Annotated in this window: 18 protein-coding genes; 9 read left to right on the top strand and 9 right to left on the bottom strand. The window is 47.0% G+C overall.

Going from position 1 to position 14,695, the window contains the following annotated elements; all coding sequences use genetic code 11:
- The first annotated feature begins 5 nt into the window (after positions 1-5).
- From ICN11_RS03495 to bamC, 3 genes are all read left to right on the top strand, one after another.
- On the top strand, positions 6-560 hold the full coding sequence (locus ICN11_RS03495; protein ID WP_216229198.1) for a bifunctional 2-polyprenyl-6-hydroxyphenol methylase/3-demethylubiquinol 3-O-methyltransferase UbiG: 555 nt from the start codon (positions 6-8) through the stop codon (positions 558-560).
- Between the two features lie 76 nt (positions 561-636).
- Entirely contained in the window at positions 637-1,509 is an 873-nt protein-coding gene (gene dapA, locus ICN11_RS03490; RefSeq protein WP_216229197.1) for a 4-hydroxy-tetrahydrodipicolinate synthase, read from the top strand.
- Positions 1,509-2,654, top strand: coding sequence for an outer membrane protein assembly factor BamC (gene bamC / locus ICN11_RS03485; RefSeq protein WP_216229196.1), 1,146 nt, complete (start codon positions 1,509-1,511; stop codon positions 2,652-2,654). The genes dapA and bamC overlap by 1 nt, the downstream gene beginning before the upstream one ends.
- A 71-nt stretch (positions 2,655-2,725) precedes the next feature.
- Here bamC and ICN11_RS03480 read toward each other — a convergent pair whose 3' ends face one another.
- Positions 2,726-2,896 (bottom strand): hypothetical protein, encoded by a 171-nt coding sequence (locus ICN11_RS03480; RefSeq protein WP_216229161.1) that lies wholly within the window; start codon positions 2,894-2,896, stop codon positions 2,726-2,728.
- Between the two features lie 115 nt (positions 2,897-3,011).
- On the bottom strand, positions 3,012-4,238 hold the full coding sequence (locus tag ICN11_RS03475; RefSeq protein WP_216229160.1) for a cupin domain-containing protein: 1,227 nt from the start codon (positions 4,236-4,238) through the stop codon (positions 3,012-3,014).
- A gap of 44 nt (positions 4,239-4,282) precedes the next feature.
- Between ICN11_RS03475 and ICN11_RS03470 the strand changes: the two genes are divergently transcribed.
- Positions 4,283-4,873 carry a peptidylprolyl isomerase gene (locus ICN11_RS03470; RefSeq protein ID WP_216229159.1) on the top strand — a complete coding sequence of 197 codons (591 nt, stop codon included), beginning with the start codon at positions 4,283-4,285 and terminating at the stop codon, positions 4,871-4,873.
- Positions 4,874-4,884: 11 nt separating this feature from the next.
- Here the strand turns inward: ICN11_RS03470 and cysE are convergent, their stop codons facing one another.
- Together cysE and ICN11_RS03460 are read right to left on the bottom strand one after the other, a co-directional pair.
- On the bottom strand, positions 4,885-5,652 hold the full coding sequence (gene cysE / locus ICN11_RS03465; protein ID WP_216229158.1) for a serine O-acetyltransferase: 768 nt from the start codon (positions 5,650-5,652) through the stop codon (positions 4,885-4,887).
- A 28-nt stretch (positions 5,653-5,680) separates the two neighbouring features.
- Positions 5,681-6,430: an RNA methyltransferase gene (locus tag ICN11_RS03460; protein ID WP_216229157.1), complete on the bottom strand. Its 750-nt coding sequence runs from the start codon at positions 6,428-6,430 to the stop codon at positions 5,681-5,683.
- A 130-nt stretch (positions 6,431-6,560) separates the two neighbouring features.
- Here ICN11_RS03460 and ICN11_RS03455 point away from each other — a divergent pair, with 130 nt between their 5' ends.
- Positions 6,561-7,349 carry an inositol monophosphatase family protein gene (locus ICN11_RS03455; protein ID WP_216229156.1) on the top strand — a complete coding sequence of 263 codons (789 nt, stop codon included), beginning with the start codon at positions 6,561-6,563 and terminating at the stop codon, positions 7,347-7,349.
- A gap of 13 nt (positions 7,350-7,362) precedes the next feature.
- Here ICN11_RS03455 and ICN11_RS03450 read toward each other — a convergent pair whose 3' ends face one another.
- The 3 genes from ICN11_RS03450 to ICN11_RS03440 are packed head-to-tail and all read right to left on the bottom strand — an operon-like array spanning position 7,363 to position 9,502.
- Positions 7,363-8,151 carry a UDP-2,3-diacylglucosamine diphosphatase gene (locus ICN11_RS03450; RefSeq protein WP_216229155.1) on the bottom strand — a complete coding sequence of 263 codons (789 nt, stop codon included), beginning with the start codon at positions 8,149-8,151 and terminating at the stop codon, positions 7,363-7,365.
- Positions 8,148-8,651, bottom strand: a complete 504-nt coding sequence (locus ICN11_RS03445) for a peptidylprolyl isomerase (RefSeq protein ID WP_216181608.1) — start codon at positions 8,649-8,651, stop codon at positions 8,148-8,150. The genes ICN11_RS03450 and ICN11_RS03445 overlap by 4 nt, the downstream gene beginning before the upstream one ends.
- 47 nt (positions 8,652-8,698) lie before the next feature.
- Positions 8,699-9,502, bottom strand: a complete 804-nt coding sequence (locus ICN11_RS03440; RefSeq protein ID WP_255539868.1) for a lipopolysaccharide assembly protein LapB — start codon at positions 9,500-9,502, stop codon at positions 8,699-8,701.
- Positions 9,503-9,589: 87 nt separating this feature from the next.
- Between ICN11_RS03440 and cysS the strand changes: the two genes are divergently transcribed.
- Genes cysS through tilS form a run of 4 tightly spaced genes read left to right on the top strand, consistent with a single transcriptional unit; the run spans position 9,590 to position 13,972 of the window.
- The gene (gene cysS / locus ICN11_RS03435) at positions 9,590-11,011 is read left to right on the top strand and encodes a cysteine--tRNA ligase (RefSeq protein ID WP_216229153.1); all 1,422 of its coding nucleotides are present in this window, start codon (positions 9,590-9,592) and stop codon (positions 11,009-11,011) included.
- A gap of 29 nt (positions 11,012-11,040) precedes the next feature.
- Positions 11,041-11,697, top strand: a complete 657-nt coding sequence (locus ICN11_RS03430; protein WP_216229152.1) for a DNA-3-methyladenine glycosylase — start codon at positions 11,041-11,043, stop codon at positions 11,695-11,697.
- Positions 11,698-11,706: 9 nt separating this feature from the next.
- Entirely contained in the window at positions 11,707-12,678 is a 972-nt protein-coding gene (locus ICN11_RS03425; RefSeq protein WP_216229151.1) for an acetyl-CoA carboxylase carboxyltransferase subunit alpha, read from the top strand.
- Positions 12,644-13,972, top strand: coding sequence for a tRNA lysidine(34) synthetase TilS (gene tilS / locus ICN11_RS03420; RefSeq protein ID WP_216229150.1), 1,329 nt, complete (start codon positions 12,644-12,646; stop codon positions 13,970-13,972). The genes ICN11_RS03425 and tilS overlap by 35 nt, the downstream gene beginning before the upstream one ends.
- Before the next feature lies 1 nt (position 13,973).
- Here tilS and ICN11_RS03415 read toward each other — a convergent pair whose 3' ends face one another.
- Together ICN11_RS03415 and ICN11_RS03410 are read right to left on the bottom strand one after the other, a co-directional pair.
- Positions 13,974-14,267: a type II toxin-antitoxin system RelE/ParE family toxin gene (locus ICN11_RS03415; protein ID WP_216229149.1), complete on the bottom strand. Its 294-nt coding sequence runs from the start codon at positions 14,265-14,267 to the stop codon at positions 13,974-13,976.
- Positions 14,261-14,545: a hypothetical protein gene (locus ICN11_RS03410; protein WP_216229148.1), complete on the bottom strand. Its 285-nt coding sequence runs from the start codon at positions 14,543-14,545 to the stop codon at positions 14,261-14,263. Before ICN11_RS03410 ends, ICN11_RS03415 begins: the two co-directional genes overlap by 7 nt.
- Positions 14,546-14,695 lie beyond the last annotated feature (150 nt).

Raw genomic sequence — 14,695 nt, 5'->3', positions numbered from 1 at the left:
CATCAATGCATGATGCTATTGCAAACGCATCTCCTTGGGTAAGGCGTTTTGCTCCCACCATTCCAAATGGTGGGGTGGTTCTGGATCTAGCTTGTGGGGCAGGTAGGCATTCTGTTTTGCTGGCATCTCAGGGCCACACTGTTTTAGCTGTTGACAGAGATATTGCTGCTTTGGGGTCTCTGAAAGATGCCCTCATTCAAACCCAAGAGCTGGATCTTGAAGGTGTTGTCTGGCCCTTGCTAGGTAGGCAATTTTCCGGAATTGTCGTTACGAATTACCTCTACCGCCCATTCTTGGATGAATTGCCCAAAATGCTCTGCGAGGACGGCGTTTTAATCTATGAAACCTTCGCGGAAGGGAATGCCCAATTTGGCAAGCCTTCCAACCCCAATTTCCTGCTAAAACCAGGCGAATTGCTTGCTTTGGCAGAGCGATCAGGCTTGAAAGTGATTGCTTATGAGGATATTTACCTCGACCAACCTAAACCAGCTATGGTTCAGCGGATTTGTGCCGTAAAAGGCCATTTAAAAGGGTGCATTCCGTTACAATTTGGTGGTTAACATTCAGATAATTCAGACACATTCAGTGACTAATACAACACAATCCAACGCTAGTAAAAAGCCTATCGCAGGCAGTATGCCTGCCATTGTGACGCCAATGTTTGAAGATGGAAGCCTGGATTTTCCGGCCTTACGTTCATTGCTGGATTGGCATGTTGCCGAAGGTACAGATGGCATCGTCATTGTTGGTACGAGCGGTGAATCACCTACGGTGTCCGTTGAAGAGCATTGCGAGCTTATTAAGACGACGGTCGAACACATTGCTGGACGTATTCCGGTAATTGCTGGCACTGGCGGCAATTCGACTACAGAGGCAATTGAGTTAACTCAGTTTGCTAAATCTGTTGGTGCTGATGCAAGCCTTCAAGTTGTTCCTTATTACAACAAACCAACTCAAGAGGGCATGTATGCCCACTTCAAGAAAATTGCTGAGTCAGTTGATCTGCCTGTGATTCTTTACAACGTTCCCGGTAGAACGGTTGCGGATCTTGCTGGCGAAACTACAGTGCGCCTAGCGGGTGTTCCTGGAATCATCGGCATTAAAGATGCTACCGGAAGCATTGAGCGTGGCACTTTGTTGTTAGCTGATCTCAAGCACGCTGGCCACCAAGATTTCTCTGTATTTTCGGGCGATGATCTCAGCGCTGCAATGCTCATGCTCATGGGCGGTAAAGGCAATATATCTGTAACTGCAAATATCGCGCCACGTTTGATGCATGAACTATGTCAGGCCGCGATGTCTGACGATGTAGTTAGAACGCGTGCGATTCAATATCAATTACTGGCTGTTCATAAAGCCATGTTTACCGAGGCAAATCCGATTCCTGTGAAATGGGCTCTGCATGAAATGGGCAAAGTTACAGCTGGAATTCGTTTGCCTTTAACCCCTTTAAGCGTTGCTTTGCGTGAACCTTTGAAGACTGCAATGAAACAGGCTGGCTTACTATGATGAATTTGATGCAACTCCTGCGCCGATATTGTGCGACTTTACTAATCCTCGCTTTTGCAAGCTTTGCTTTGCTTGGATGTAAATCCGTTGGAACAAACGATACGGTTGATTACAAGTCCGCTGGCGCTGTTCGTGGGCCTAATCTATCCTATCCACCAGACCTCATTACCGCTCAAGCGGATCGTCGTTATATTGTTCAAGATGGTTCTGCCACGATGTCTGAGTACAACGCTGCAGTAAAAAAATCAGTGCAGACTCGCAAGAATGTCATGACCGGTATTCCGGGTATGCGGATTGCGCGTGATGGTGAGCGACGTTGGTTGGTCGTTGAGAAGCCAGCTCCAGAGCTATACCCACAAATTAAAGATTTTTGGCAAGAGAATGGTTTCTTGTTGGTCATTGATTCACCATCCACCGGCATCATGGAGACGGACTGGGCCGAGAATCGCGCTAAGATTGCACAAGACTTTATTCGCAATATTGTTGGCGGCGCCTTAGATTCAATTTATGACACTGGAGAGCGTGATAAGTACAAGACCCGTCTTGAGGTAAGTAAGCCTGGTGAAACTGAGATTTATATTACTCAGCGTGGTGCCATTGAAAAATGTACAACTGATAGTACTGGTGCCTGTATCTCGACGATTTGGACCGCACGCCCGAATGATCCAGAATTAGAAGCTACATTTTTGGCTCGCTTGATGGAGCGCCTGGGAATGACGCAAGAAATGGCCAAGGCTCAAGTTGCTGCACCATTGGGACCTAAGACACCAAAAGCAAAGTTAGTTCAAGAGGGCGTTAATACTGCTCATATTGAAATGGCTGCTGGCTTTGACCGCGCATGGCGTGACACAGGACTTGCTTTGGATCGCTCGAACTTTACTGTTGAAGACCGTAATCGTACGAACGGTGTTTACTATGTGCGCTACGTTAACCCTAAGGATTTGGGTGATACCAAGGGATTTTTCACCAACTTGTTTAGCAGCAAGGACGACTCTAGCTTGAAGGCTAAGAAGTACCTCGTAGTAGTTAAATCAACTGGGGATAATTCTTCAAGCGTCTATGTTCAAGATGCTGACGGTAAACCAGAAAATACTGCGGCTGGATTACAGCTCCTGACCTTGCTTACCGAACAGATGACTCGTTAAGCTACTGGTTTTAAAGATACCAGCCAATAAAAAAGCCGCTTTTCAGCGGCTTTTTTTCTTCAAGAAGAAGATTACTTCTTAGCGTCAGCAGCTGGAGCAGCTGGTGCAGCAGCAGGAGTATCAGCAGCAGGTGCAGCAGCAGGTGCAGCAGGAGCAGCTTCTACAGGTTTTGCTTCTTCTTTCTTACCGCAAGCGGCCAAAGCGATTGCCAACATTGCTACGAGTGCGAGTGACTTCTTCATTTGTAATTTCCTCTTAAAAAATTATCATTAATAACCGGTTATTAATACTTAGAAAGTACAGGGTTACCCCTTAGGTACTTTCCAGTAATCATTATAGCTACCTCTAAATCAGACGTTAAAAAACCAACCACCCAGCCTCAAATGCATCAAAAAGGCTATTATTTGCATCGATTTTGCCGACAGAGCCCTTAAATTGCTTTTTGGCGGCAAGTGCGCGCCAAGCCTTCTTGATTGAACCAGCTTGTCCAGCAGTCACATCTTCGCCATTGCAATAAATCCTAGCGCCTATTGCGAGGAGTCTTGTTTGAGGATGCAGCTTTACTGTCCGCTTGGAAAGCTGAAAACTAAATTCTTCAGGTGAAAGCTCATCCGCGCTTCCATCAAAAAAGGCCTGGGGTTTTGGTTCGCTGAGGTAAGCAGCAATTCCAGGAAGGAAGGTTTCTATGCGGTCCAGCTTTAAGTGGTTTAATTTTTGTGCAACTTGTTTAATGAGCTCTTCCGGAAGTTGCTCAGCCTGACTGGTTGCCGTTTGCTTGGGGTCAGCAAAGCGCTTTTCTAGCTCTGGGATATCTTCAAGAGATTCCGCTAAACGCCATAAACCTTCCTGCAATATTTCTTTATAACTTTGCGCTCTAAAGCCAACGGACCAAGTTTGACAGCCTCCATCTAAGGCAATGCCGTCATGAGCAACGTGAGGTGGTAGATAAAGCATGTCACCTGGTTCTAGATCCCATTCCTGCTCTACCTTAAAGTTTTTCAGAATCTTCAAGGGTAGATCGGGGTTAAGACTCAAATCTTTCTGCTCCGAAATGCGCCAATGCCTGCGTCCCGACATCTGAATTAAAAAGACATCATATGAATCAAAGTGCGGGCCAACGCCGCCGCCAGGGCCAGCAATGCTGATCATTAAATCGTCTAAGCGCGCATCGGGAATAAACCGAAACCAAGAAAGAATGTTTGCTGCTGCAGGATGTCGCGCTTCCATCCCTTGGAGAAGTAGGGTCCAGTTGGGAGACTCAAGCGAAGGAATTGCTTTCTTTTTAAATGGACCGTCTGTAAAGGTCCAGGGCTTTGCCTTGATCAATCTAGATTCCACTGCTTCATTGCTTGATATTTTGAATAACTCTTCAGCAGATATTGCGCTTCCCAAAGGTTCACCCATGCGTTTGGCAAGCTCAAACGCGGGGATAGCGCCGCGGACTAATAGTGGCTTTTTATGCCAATAGGTCTTCATAAACTGCTGAGGGCTATTGCCCCCCAGAAGAGCCCATGGGCGATCTAGTGGAAGGTTTTGGGGTGCCTGTGGAGGATCGTAGGGCTTGCTCAAGTAAAATGCAGTCATATAGGTAAAAAGCTGTTTAAAACACAATGTTGAATGAATTACGCATGAAAATCGAAAAAAATACCGTTGTATCCCTGCGCTACAAATTAACCGATGCGCAAAACAATATTATCGAGGAACCAGATTCTCCGATGGTATACCTGCATGGTGGATATGAGGGTACTTTTCCCAAGATTGAAACCCTGTTGGATGGTCAGGACGTTGGCTACGAGGCTAGCATTCAGCTTGAGCCCAGCGAGGCCTTTGGTGAGTACGATCCTGAGTTATTAAAGATTGAGCCACGCGCACGCTTTCCTGAGCCTTTGGAAGTGGGTATGCAGTTCGAGGGTGTTCCTGATGCTGAAGACGAAGGTGACTCTGGCGACGCTGATGATGAACCGCTTATTTACACCGTTACCGATGTTGCTGATAGTCAAGTGGTTTTAGATGGGAATCATCCGCTTGCTGGAATGGCGCTCCGGTTCTGGGTTCAGGTAGAAGACATTCGCGCTGCTACTGACGAAGAGATTGAGAACCGTCATCCCGAGGGTGGCGAAGCGTTTGCATTCGGAATGCCTGATGATTCCGATGACGGTGATGATGAATTCGCGGGAGATATTTCTAATCCTGGTAGCTCATCACCAACTCTACATTAGAGCCAATAGACTTACTCTTTAAGCCATTCTTTTAGGGCGCCCAAGTCACGCTTGGTGTCGCTCGATTCGCTCTCATCGGATGCTGGTGTATTGCTCAATTTAGCAAGCGCCTTCTCAAGCATTGCGATTTTGGCCTCTTGCTCAAGGGTGGCATCAATCAAACCTTTTAATGCCATAGACACTGGGTCATCTACATTTGGTGTGACACCATAAGCTGAGAAGTATTCCTTGACCTTGCTGTCTGGTGTACTTGCCTGCGGTAAATCTGGGTGCAAAATGCGCGCAGGAATTCCTACTGCAGTTGCTCCGGCCGGAATTTCTTTGAGTACTACGGCATTGGATCCAACGCGTGCACCATCGCCTACGGTAAAGCCTCCGAGTACTTTGGCACCTGCGCTAATAACAACACCTTTGCCTAAAGTAGGGTGACGCTTCACGCCTTTGTACAGCGATGTTCCACCCAAGGTAACACCTTGATAGATGGTGCAGTCATCACCAATTTCTGTGGTCTCCCCAATGACGATGCCTAGACCGTGATCTAAAAATACCCGACGACCGATCTTCGCACCAGGATGAATTTCAATACCGGTAATAAAGCGAGCCAGCATCGACAGAAGTCGTGCAATCCACTTCAGACCTAAGTTCCATAAACCATGAGATACCCGATGAATCCATACAGCATGCAAACCTGGATAGCAGGTAATGACCTCTAAGCGATTTCTAGCGGCGGGGTCACGAACAATGATGGAGTCGACTTGGTCGAAAAGCGAATTAAACATAGAACGATTTTAACGGGTAAAGCTGAATTTATTTTCTCAAGAGCATCTGCTTGGCAATCCCGCGCAGAAGATCGATTTCTTCTTTGTGGAGGCGAGTTCTAGCAAAGAGGGCTTGCAAACGGGGCATGAGCTTCTTTGGATTAGCGGGGTCAAGATAGCCAATGGCCTCAAGCCCTTCACGCCAGTGATCCAACATGGCCGCTACAGCAGCGGGATCAGCATAGTCGACTAGCTCGGCATTCGAGTCTGAGGGCGAGGCCCCCAGATCATTAACTAAGGACTCCCTGAGAGTAAAGGCGCAGACCATCATGGCTTGAGCGAGGTTCAATGAGGGGTAGAGTGGGTTGGCATCAAGCCACACCCGATGGGTGCAAAGCGATAGGTGATGATTATCTAGGCCAGTGCGCTCAGGGCCAAACAGGAGTGCAACTCGCTGATTGCCCGCAATAGCAGCCTGAATGAGGGGGCGAGCATCTTGCCAATTCATGGCCGGTGGCCCGAATTCACGATCACGACTAGTTAAGCCCAGGACTAGGGCGCAGTCTTGAACTGCGGACTCTAGGGAGGAGGATTCCTGGCTGGATTCCAGAATATCGCTGGCACCGCTTGCTAAAGCAATGGCCTCAGGCGTCTGTGCAACCCCCAGAATCTTCGGTGAAATCAGGCGCAGATCACTAAACCCCATGGTTTTGAGTGCGCGGGCAGCCGAGCCCACATTTCCTGGGTGGCTGGTTTCAACGAGAACCCAGCGTAATAACTGTGCCTGAGCGGTATTCATATTGAAAAGATTTCTTTAGGGGCTTGGGAGTTCAAATGGGCAATCGTTTAGAATCAGGGTGTTAGCTCCTTATTGTCATGCAGTTTGCAATCTGGTGAGCTTGTTCTTATTTAATTTGTCCATCAATACTATGCATCCCATGTTAAATGTGGCCGTTAAGGCTGCCCGTCGTGCCGGAACCGTGATTAATAGAGCTTCTCTGAATTTAGAGCGACTCCAGGTTGACCGCAAACAACATAATGACTTTGTAACCGAGGTGGACAGACAGGCTGAAGCGGCCATTATTGAAACGCTCAGCGAGGCTTACCCATCTCACGGCTTTTTGGCTGAAGAGACTGGCGCCCAAAATACAGATGCTGAAAATGTATGGATCATTGATCCATTGGATGGCACAACCAACTTTATTCACGGTTTCCCACAATATGCAGTTTCGATTGCATTGGCTGTTAATGGCGTAACACAGCAGGCAGTGGTCTATGACCCAACTCGTGATGAACTCTTTACTGCTACTCGCGGTGCAGGTGCGTATTTAGATCGTCGGCGTTTGCGCGTTGCCACTCAAGATCGTTTGGCTAATTCCTTACTTGGCACTGGTTTCCCATATCGCGAAGATCAAGACTTAGAAAAGTATTTGAAAATCTTTGGCGACATGTCACGTCAATGTGCTGGTCTTCGTCGCCCTGGGGCTGCGTCACTAGATTTAGCGTATGTTGCAGCTGGCCGTTACGATGGATTTTTTGAGAGTGATCTCAAGCCATGGGATATGGCTGCCGGCGCTTTGTTGATTACTGAGGCCGGTGGTTTAATCGGCAATTACCGTGGTGAAGAAGGCTTCTTGCAAAGCGGTGAAGTGATGTGTGCAAATCCACGCATCTTCGCTCAGATGGTGCAGTGCCTATCTAAATATTCCACCTGTTAATTAGGCGGCAGTATTAATTTTTGATCAGATCGGCGTAACGTACGCCATCTTGATTAATGAGAAGTGCGCTCGCACGTGGTCGCCCGCTTTCAGGGTGATCTAAATCCCAGTCTGATAAGACCCAGCGCTGCCACTCTTGATCTAAAAGATGCTCTTGATGGTGCTTGGGCAGATGGGTATGCCCATGAATCAACCGATTGCAGGCCTCATCTCTCAGGACCGCAGCGCAGGCTGCCAAGGTGACATCTGTTTTAGCTTGTGCTACTTCAGGAGAAGAACTCATAGCACGTTGATATTGCACGCCACTATTGCTACGTAAATGATTTGCAATGGAGCGACGCCAATTTAAAGGCAATCGTAGAAATAATTTTTGGATCCACGGTTTACGAACCCATCCGCGGAAAACTTGATAGCCAATGTCTGCCGTGCACAGCGAGTCACCATGACAGAGAACATAGTCAGATCCAGCAATATTAATTTTGCTCGGATCAGTCAAGAGAGTCATGCCTGTCTTGCTTAAAAAATGCTTTCCAACTAAAAAGTCTCGATTGCCATGAAGGTAATAGGTCTTCACTTTGGTGGAGAGTGTTGCAAGCGCATGTTTGACTTCTTGCTGGAAAGGAGAGTGCAGAGCGGCATCATCTCCAACCCAATACTCAAATAAATCTCCCAAGATAAATACCGCCTCTACCTTGGGGGCATCCTTTTCGCAAAAATCAAAGAATCGTTGCGCCGTCAAAGGCATTGACGGCGTGAGATGCAAGTCAGAGATGAATAGCGCGCTCGCGTATTGCGGAATCATTCCTCGAGAACGCTTGCCTTTTCAATCACAACATCTTCAGCAGGAACATCTTGGTGAAAGCCGGCATTACCTGTTTTTACTTTTCGAATTGCGTCGACCACATCAAGACCATCTGTGACTTTGCCAAAAACCGCATAACCCCAGCCTTGAGCATTTGGAGCTGTATGGTTCAAGAAATCATTGTCATTCACGTTAATGAAAAATTGGGCTGTTGCAGAGTGTGGATCGCTAGTGCGAGCCATAGCTACTGTGCCGCGCTCGTTCTTGAGGCCGTTGTTTGCTTCGTTCTCAATTTTGGCGCCAGAGGATTTTTCTTTCAGGCCAGCAGTCATGCCGCCGCCTTGAATCATGAAGTTGTCGATCACGCGATGAAAGATGGTGCCATCGTAGTGGCCGCTTTTCACATACTGTAAAAAATTAGCAACGGTCTTTGGTGCTTTAACAGCATCCAATGAGAGGGTGATATCACCCTTATTTGTTTTGAGTAGAACTTTAGCCATGATGAATTAACTTTCTGGTGAGTTAGTAGATAAAAACTGTAAAAAAATTATTTTGAGATTGGCGCAGTTGGTGAAGCTGGTGAAGTTACTTTTTTAGGTGGCTTCAGTATTTCCATTAATGCTTTTGCACGATTGGTGTACTGACGTTGATTCAGGGCAGCATCTTTTGCCGCATTGTCATAGGCCTGCGCAGCAAGACGAACGTAGACTTCACCTAAGTTGGCGGAGGCAACTGTATAGCTTGGACGCAATTTCAAGGCGAGCTCAAGATAATCTCGCGCTTCAATCCAATTGCCTTGGTTTGCTGCAAGTGCGGCTAAGTTGTTATAGGGCTCAGGTAGCTCTGGAAATTGCTGAGTAATTTCCACTAAAGTCTTCTTGGCTGCCTCCCACTGGCGCATTTCAATCTGCATGCGTGCTTTTACATATCGGAGTTGCACGTTGCCTGGAGTTTTCTTGAGTTGCTGATTAATCTTATCGATGGCTTCGGGATATTTCTTGGCCTTAATGAGCTTTTCAATATCTGACGGAACACCATTTTTAGTAACTGGATCCGGTTCAATGATCAAAAAGGACAGAAATGGAACTGCTACAGAGTCTGAGAGCTCAGAGTTAAATTGATCGTATCCAGCATCATTGCCAGCAAGTCTTGGAGGGTCATTGGGGCCATAAGATCCCAGATAGGGTGCTTGAGTGCCTTGAGCATTGGTGGAGGCGCTATTTAGGGCCTTAATTTCGGCATCCGCAAGCTGTTGTCCAGGGGTGCTGCAGCCCACAAGTAGTAAAACAGCAAAAATAGCGCTCAAGCCACCCAAATGGGCTGGACGAAGTGAAAAAAGGTTAGCTGACATAGAGGGTGGGGTGAAAAACTGGCTCATTCGATATACTCAGCGCTCAGTCTAACAAATTGGCGCTACTTGCCCACCTTTATAGCCTCTATGCTGCAAATCTATAACACTCTCAGTCGTTCCAAGCAGGCCTTTAAACCCATCGAGCCGGGCAAGGTGAAGATGTATGTCTGTGGAATGACAGTCTATGACTTTTGTCATATTGGCCATGCCCGGGTGATGATTGTGTTTGATATGGTGGTGCGCTGGTTGCGAGCCAGTGGTTATGAGGTCGTTTACGTCCGCAATATCACCGATATTGACGACAAGATCATCAATCGGGCGATTGAGAATGGTGAGCCTATTTCTGCTCTGACACAGCGTTTTATTGACGCTATGCATGCCGACTCAGATGAGTTGGGTTTGATGTACCCAGACCATGAGCCCCGCGCAACAGATTACATAGCGCAAATGCAAGGGATTATTGGGCGCTTGATTGAAAAAGAATTAGCCTATCAAGGCGAAGATGGCGATGTGAATTTCGCTGTTCGTTTATTTCCAGAATATGGTCGTCTTTCTGGTAAATCTTTAGATGAACTGAATGCAGGTGAGCGGGTCGCCGTTGGCGGTGGCAAACGTGATCCACTGGATTTTGTTTTGTGGAAAAGTGCAAAAGCAGAGGAGCCTGTCGATACCCGTTGGAAATCTCCTTGGGGTGAAGGTCGCCCTGGATGGCATATTGAATGTTCTGCTATGTCATGTGATTTGTTGGGAGAGCATTTTGATATTCATGGTGGAGGTGCTGATTTGCAATTTCCGCATCACGAGAATGAGATTGCTCAAAGCGAAGGTGCTCTATATGGACAGGACCACAAAGCCAGCGATCAACCGTTTGTAAATTATTGGATGCACAACGGACATATTCGGGTGAATGAAGAAAAGATGTCCAAGTCATTGGGTAATTTTTTCTTAATCCGTGATGTGCTGAAAAATTTTGATCCTGAGGTTCTGCGCTTCTTTATGTTGCGCGCACACTATCGCAGTCCTATTAACTATAGCGATGCACAGCTCGAGGAAGCTCGCTCTGGCTTAGTTCGTCTTTATACGGCCTTAGCCCAAGTACCGCTTAGCGATAAGGCTGTAGACCCCCATTCACCATGGGCGAAGCGCTTTGCTGATGCCATGAATGATGACTTCAATACACCTGAGGCTATTGCGGCACTCTTTGATTTGGCGAGCGAGGTCAATCGCGCACAGGGTGAGGAGAAGGCGCAATTGGCAAATACTCTCAAAGGATTGGCTGGAGTTCTTAATTTCTTGCAGCGTGACCCAACGGTATTTTTGCAAGAAGGATCTCGAGGAAATGATGCGGGGCTATCTGCCGCCGCTATTGAAGAGCAGATCGCCGCACGAGTAGCTGCAAAGCAAGCTAAAGATTTTGCTAAAGCAGATTTAATTCGTAAAACATTATTGGAGCGGGGCGTAGTATTGGAAGATAAACCCGGCGGCCTAACTGAATGGCGTAGAAGTTAAGTAATCCAATTCATGATTGAGAATGTATTTTGACTAAAGTTGTAGAGCAAGAAATTTTTGAAGAATCAGCCCCAGAGTATTGGGAGCAAGCTTGTGCTGAGTTAATAAAGCACGACCGTATTCTCAAAAAATTGATTCCTAAGTATGGTTCAGTTTTTTTAAGAACGCGTGGCGATGCTTTCACAACCCTGGCAAGGTCAATTGTTGGTCAGCAAATATCCGTGGCTGCAGCCCAGTCTGTTTGGAGCCGGGTTTTATTGGCGTCTAAAAATAAAGTTACCCCGAAAAATATCCTTACCTTAAGTATTGAAGAATTACGCGGAGCCGGCTTATCGGGTCGTAAAGTGGAATACATTCGCGACCTAGCCGATCATTTCGATTCTGGCCGTTTACATGCCAACCAGTGGAAAGGCATGGAAGATGAGGTCATCATCAAGGAATTGTGTGATATTCGGGGAATTGGGCGCTGGACGGCTGAAATGTTCCTCATGTTTAATATGGTGAGGCCCAATATCCTCCCTTTGGACGATGCAGGCCTAATTAAGGCCATTTCCCTCAATTACTTCAGTGGAGAGCCTGTCAGCAGGCATGAGGCCCGTGAAGTGGCTGCAAATTGGGCCCCTTGGCGCACCGTAGCCACCTGGTATATGTGGAGAAGTCTCGACCCCATCCCCGTTGAATATTAAAATCAAGCTATGAAAACGACTTTCCTGGATTTTGAGCAGTCAATCGCTGAACTAGAGTCAAAGATTGAAGAGCTGCAGTTTGTGCAAGATGAATCATCAGTAGATATATCTGATGAGATCAAAACGCTTACCGAAAAAAGTCAGCAGCTGACTAAAGATATTTATGCGAACCTAAGCCCTTGGCAAGTTTCACAAGTTGCGCGTCATCCACAGCGTCCTTACACGCTGGATTACGTGAGCGCATTGTTTACAGATTTTCATGAACTTCATGGTGACCGTAATTTTGCAGACGATCAATCCATTATTACTGGCTTAGCCCGTTTTGAGAATCAGCCTTGTGTGGTTATCGGCCATCAAAAGGGTCGCGATACTAAAGAACGTGCTTTAAGAAACTTTGGTATGAGTCGTCCAGAGGGTTACCGTAAAGCAAAGCGTGTCATGCGCTTGGCGGAAAAATTTAAGTTGCCTGTGTTCACTTTTGTCGATACACCAGGCGCGTTCCCAGGCATCGATGCAGAAGAGCGTAACCAATCCGAAGCGATTGGCCACAACCTCTATGTTCAGGCTGAATTAGAAGTTCCAATCATCGCCACCATTATTGGTGAGGGCGGTTCTGGCGGCGCACTTGCGATTGCCATGGGCGACGTGGTGTTGATGTTGCAAAACTCAACCTACTCTGTGATTTCACCTGAAGGCTGCGCATCTATTCTTTGGAAGACTGCTGATAAAGCACCAGAGGCTGCTGAGCAACTGGGTTTGACTGCACAACGTTTAAAAGCAATTGGCTTGATTGATAAGATCGTCGCCGAGCCAACTGGCGGCGCACATCGTGATTACGAGACCATGATGAACAGCATGCGTAAAGCTTTGGCTGAGTCACTCAAGACCTTCGATGGCATGAAAGTAGATGCGCTTCTTGAGCGTCGTCATGAACGCTTGATGAGCTATGGCAAGTTCAAGGAAATCGAAGCCAAGCCTTAAGGCAAAAGCCAAAGCAGCCAAACGTATTGGGCTCGCCTTAAGTGGTGGGCTTGATTCGGTTGTGTTGCTCGATACGGTTTGCAAGGCTGTGCAAGCAAATGCTACCAAAGAGCCAACTGAGATTTGGGTTTTTCATATTCATCACGGTTTGCAAAAGCCTGCGGATCAATGGCTGGAGTTCTGCGAGAAGCTGGCTAAAAAGTATCGGGTGCATTTTGACTTCCGTCTATTGCATTTCGCAGATCAATCCCAAGGTAATATCGAAGCCAGAGCAAGGGCAGAGCGCTATGACGCTTTAACTGACTTATGTATTGAGCATGGCATTGAAGATCTGCTGCTGGCGCATCACCAAAATGATCAGGCGGAAACTGTTCTCTTGCAACTCTTGCGAGGCTCTGGTGTAGCGGGCCTCTCTGGTATGCCACTCAATCGTGCGAACACAAAAGATGCCAGCGCAAAAGATGCCAAAACCATTACTCTTTGGCGCCCGCTATTAAATCAAAGTAAGGCCGAGCTAGAGGCCTACGCCAAAGAACATAAACTGAAATGGGTCGAAGACCCCAGCAATCAAAACCCGCGCTATCGTCGCAATGCTATTCGCAAAGAAATTATTCCAAGGCTGGAAAAAATTCAACCCGGCGTAATTGCTAACTTGGCTCGCAGTGCAGACTTGCTAGCCCAATCCCAAGTTCTGCTGGATCGTTTGGCCAGTCAAGATGGAAAAGGAATTGTTGAGACTAAGAGTCTGAAGTTAAAACCGCTTCTGGCATTCGCTAATGCTGATAGACCTGCCGCCAACAATTTGCTGCGCTATTGGCTCAAGTTAAATGATCTGGCGATGCCTTCTCAAGAACGCCTTGAATCTTGGTGGAAGGATCTGAATGCCGTCAAATCAGATTCAAGCTTAGAGTGGCAACATGATGAGGTGAGCATTTATTTGTGGCGTAACACCTTACAAGTAGCCAAGCCCAAAGTCGGGCGCTGGGTGTTTCAGGACGTACCCACAAGTAGGAAGTTGCTTGGGCTCCCTGCGGATTGGGTTGCTCAAGCCCAAGCAGAAGGCCGCATTGAGGAAAGACTGCGTCAGGGGGCGGAGAAGATTCAAATCAAGCCCAATGCTCCGCGTAAGACGCTTAAGAACCTCTTCCAGGAGTCCGACACGCCACCTTGGGAGCGACAGGTACCATTGCTCTATATCAACGAGCAGCTTGTGGCTGTAGCGGGGGTGGGGGTCAGTTACCCGCATTTGGTTCCAGGTGGGAAAAGAGTTTTGCCTTGCTGGGAATTGCTTTAACTTAGTAAATCCCGCCCGATTCTTTTTGGTGGCGAACGGCATTGATGAGGATCGTATTTTTTGATTCCTCAAAGCTATATAAGGCGATATAGCCACTCTTTCCCCGAGAAATCACCAGCTCCCTTAGATGGGTATCGCAAAGTCTTCCAACTAGCGGGTGCCTTGCTAGAATTTTTACAGCTTCTTCAATGAGTTCAATTGTGAGAAGTGCAGCACTTTTGTCATTTTCTATTAGGAAGTCAGTAAGTCGCTCTAAATCATCAAGTGCTTGGGGAGCAAAAACAATTCTTACCAATTGCTAACTTTCAATATAGTTTTTTTCCCTGTGATACGGTTTTTCATTGCCTCAAAAACCTTGTCTGATTCGAAGACCTTACCATTCTTGATAACCCCTTGACGAGCAATGTTGGCTTGCTGAATAAAGTTTCTGCGTATTTCCGCATTGAGGCTGGCTTGCTTAATAGCTTCCACCATAAATGCGTGTGGAGTCATGCCAAGCTCTTTAGCTGCATTTGTAGCTTGTAGTTTTATTTCTTCGGTGAGCTTTAGGGAGGTTGTGCTAACAATGCTCATAATGGTCTCCTGGTGTTACTTTAGTAACACCAATCCTATCGCTAGACCTAGCTACTGTCAATGCCCACGTTTTGGACTATAAAAACCCTGTAAAATAAGCCCCTTTTAGACCCTAGGGAATGTAATTCCCTGTAAATAGACAATACGACG

Source organism: Polynucleobacter sp. 78F-HAINBA, from assembly GCF_018882325.1.
Lineage (GTDB): Bacteria > Pseudomonadota > Gammaproteobacteria > Burkholderiales > Burkholderiaceae > Polynucleobacter.
The sequence above is the reverse complement of the archived record's forward strand: the minus strand, read 5'-3'. Positions and strand labels throughout refer to the sequence as shown.

Excerpts from the sequence above, each read along its gene's own strand:
- ICN11_RS03495 (WP_216229198.1), top strand. The coding sequence starts at position 6 with ATGCATGATGCTATTGCAAACGCATCTCCTTGGGTAAGGCGTTTTGCT.
- dapA (WP_216229197.1), top strand. The coding sequence starts at position 637 with ATGCCTGCCATTGTGACGCCAATGTTTGAAGATGGAAGCCTGGATTTT.
- bamC (WP_216229196.1), top strand. The coding sequence starts at position 1,509 with ATGAATTTGATGCAACTCCTGCGCCGATATTGTGCGACTTTACTAATC.
- ICN11_RS03480 (WP_216229161.1), bottom strand. The coding sequence starts at position 2,896 with ATGAAGAAGTCACTCGCACTCGTAGCAATGTTGGCAATCGCTTTGGCC.
- ICN11_RS03475 (WP_216229160.1), bottom strand. The coding sequence starts at position 4,238 with ATGACTGCATTTTACTTGAGCAAGCCCTACGATCCTCCACAGGCACCC.
- ICN11_RS03470 (WP_216229159.1), top strand. The coding sequence starts at position 4,283 with ATGAAAATCGAAAAAAATACCGTTGTATCCCTGCGCTACAAATTAACC.
- cysE (WP_216229158.1), bottom strand. The coding sequence starts at position 5,652 with ATGTTTAATTCGCTTTTCGACCAAGTCGACTCCATCATTGTTCGTGAC.
- ICN11_RS03460 (WP_216229157.1), bottom strand. The coding sequence starts at position 6,430 with ATGAATACCGCTCAGGCACAGTTATTACGCTGGGTTCTCGTTGAAACC.
- ICN11_RS03455 (WP_216229156.1), top strand. The coding sequence starts at position 6,561 with ATGCATCCCATGTTAAATGTGGCCGTTAAGGCTGCCCGTCGTGCCGGA.
- ICN11_RS03450 (WP_216229155.1), bottom strand. The coding sequence starts at position 8,151 with ATGATTCCGCAATACGCGAGCGCGCTATTCATCTCTGACTTGCATCTC.
- ICN11_RS03445 (WP_216181608.1), bottom strand. The coding sequence starts at position 8,651 with ATGGCTAAAGTTCTACTCAAAACAAATAAGGGTGATATCACCCTCTCA.
- ICN11_RS03440 (WP_255539868.1), bottom strand. The coding sequence starts at position 9,502 with ATGTCAGCTAACCTTTTTTCACTTCGTCCAGCCCATTTGGGTGGCTTG.
- cysS (WP_216229153.1), top strand. The coding sequence starts at position 9,590 with ATGCTGCAAATCTATAACACTCTCAGTCGTTCCAAGCAGGCCTTTAAA.
- ICN11_RS03425 (WP_216229151.1), top strand. The coding sequence starts at position 11,707 with ATGAAAACGACTTTCCTGGATTTTGAGCAGTCAATCGCTGAACTAGAG.
- tilS (WP_216229150.1), top strand. The coding sequence starts at position 12,644 with ATGGCAAGTTCAAGGAAATCGAAGCCAAGCCTTAAGGCAAAAGCCAAA.
- ICN11_RS03410 (WP_216229148.1), bottom strand. The coding sequence starts at position 14,545 with ATGAGCATTGTTAGCACAACCTCCCTAAAGCTCACCGAAGAAATAAAA.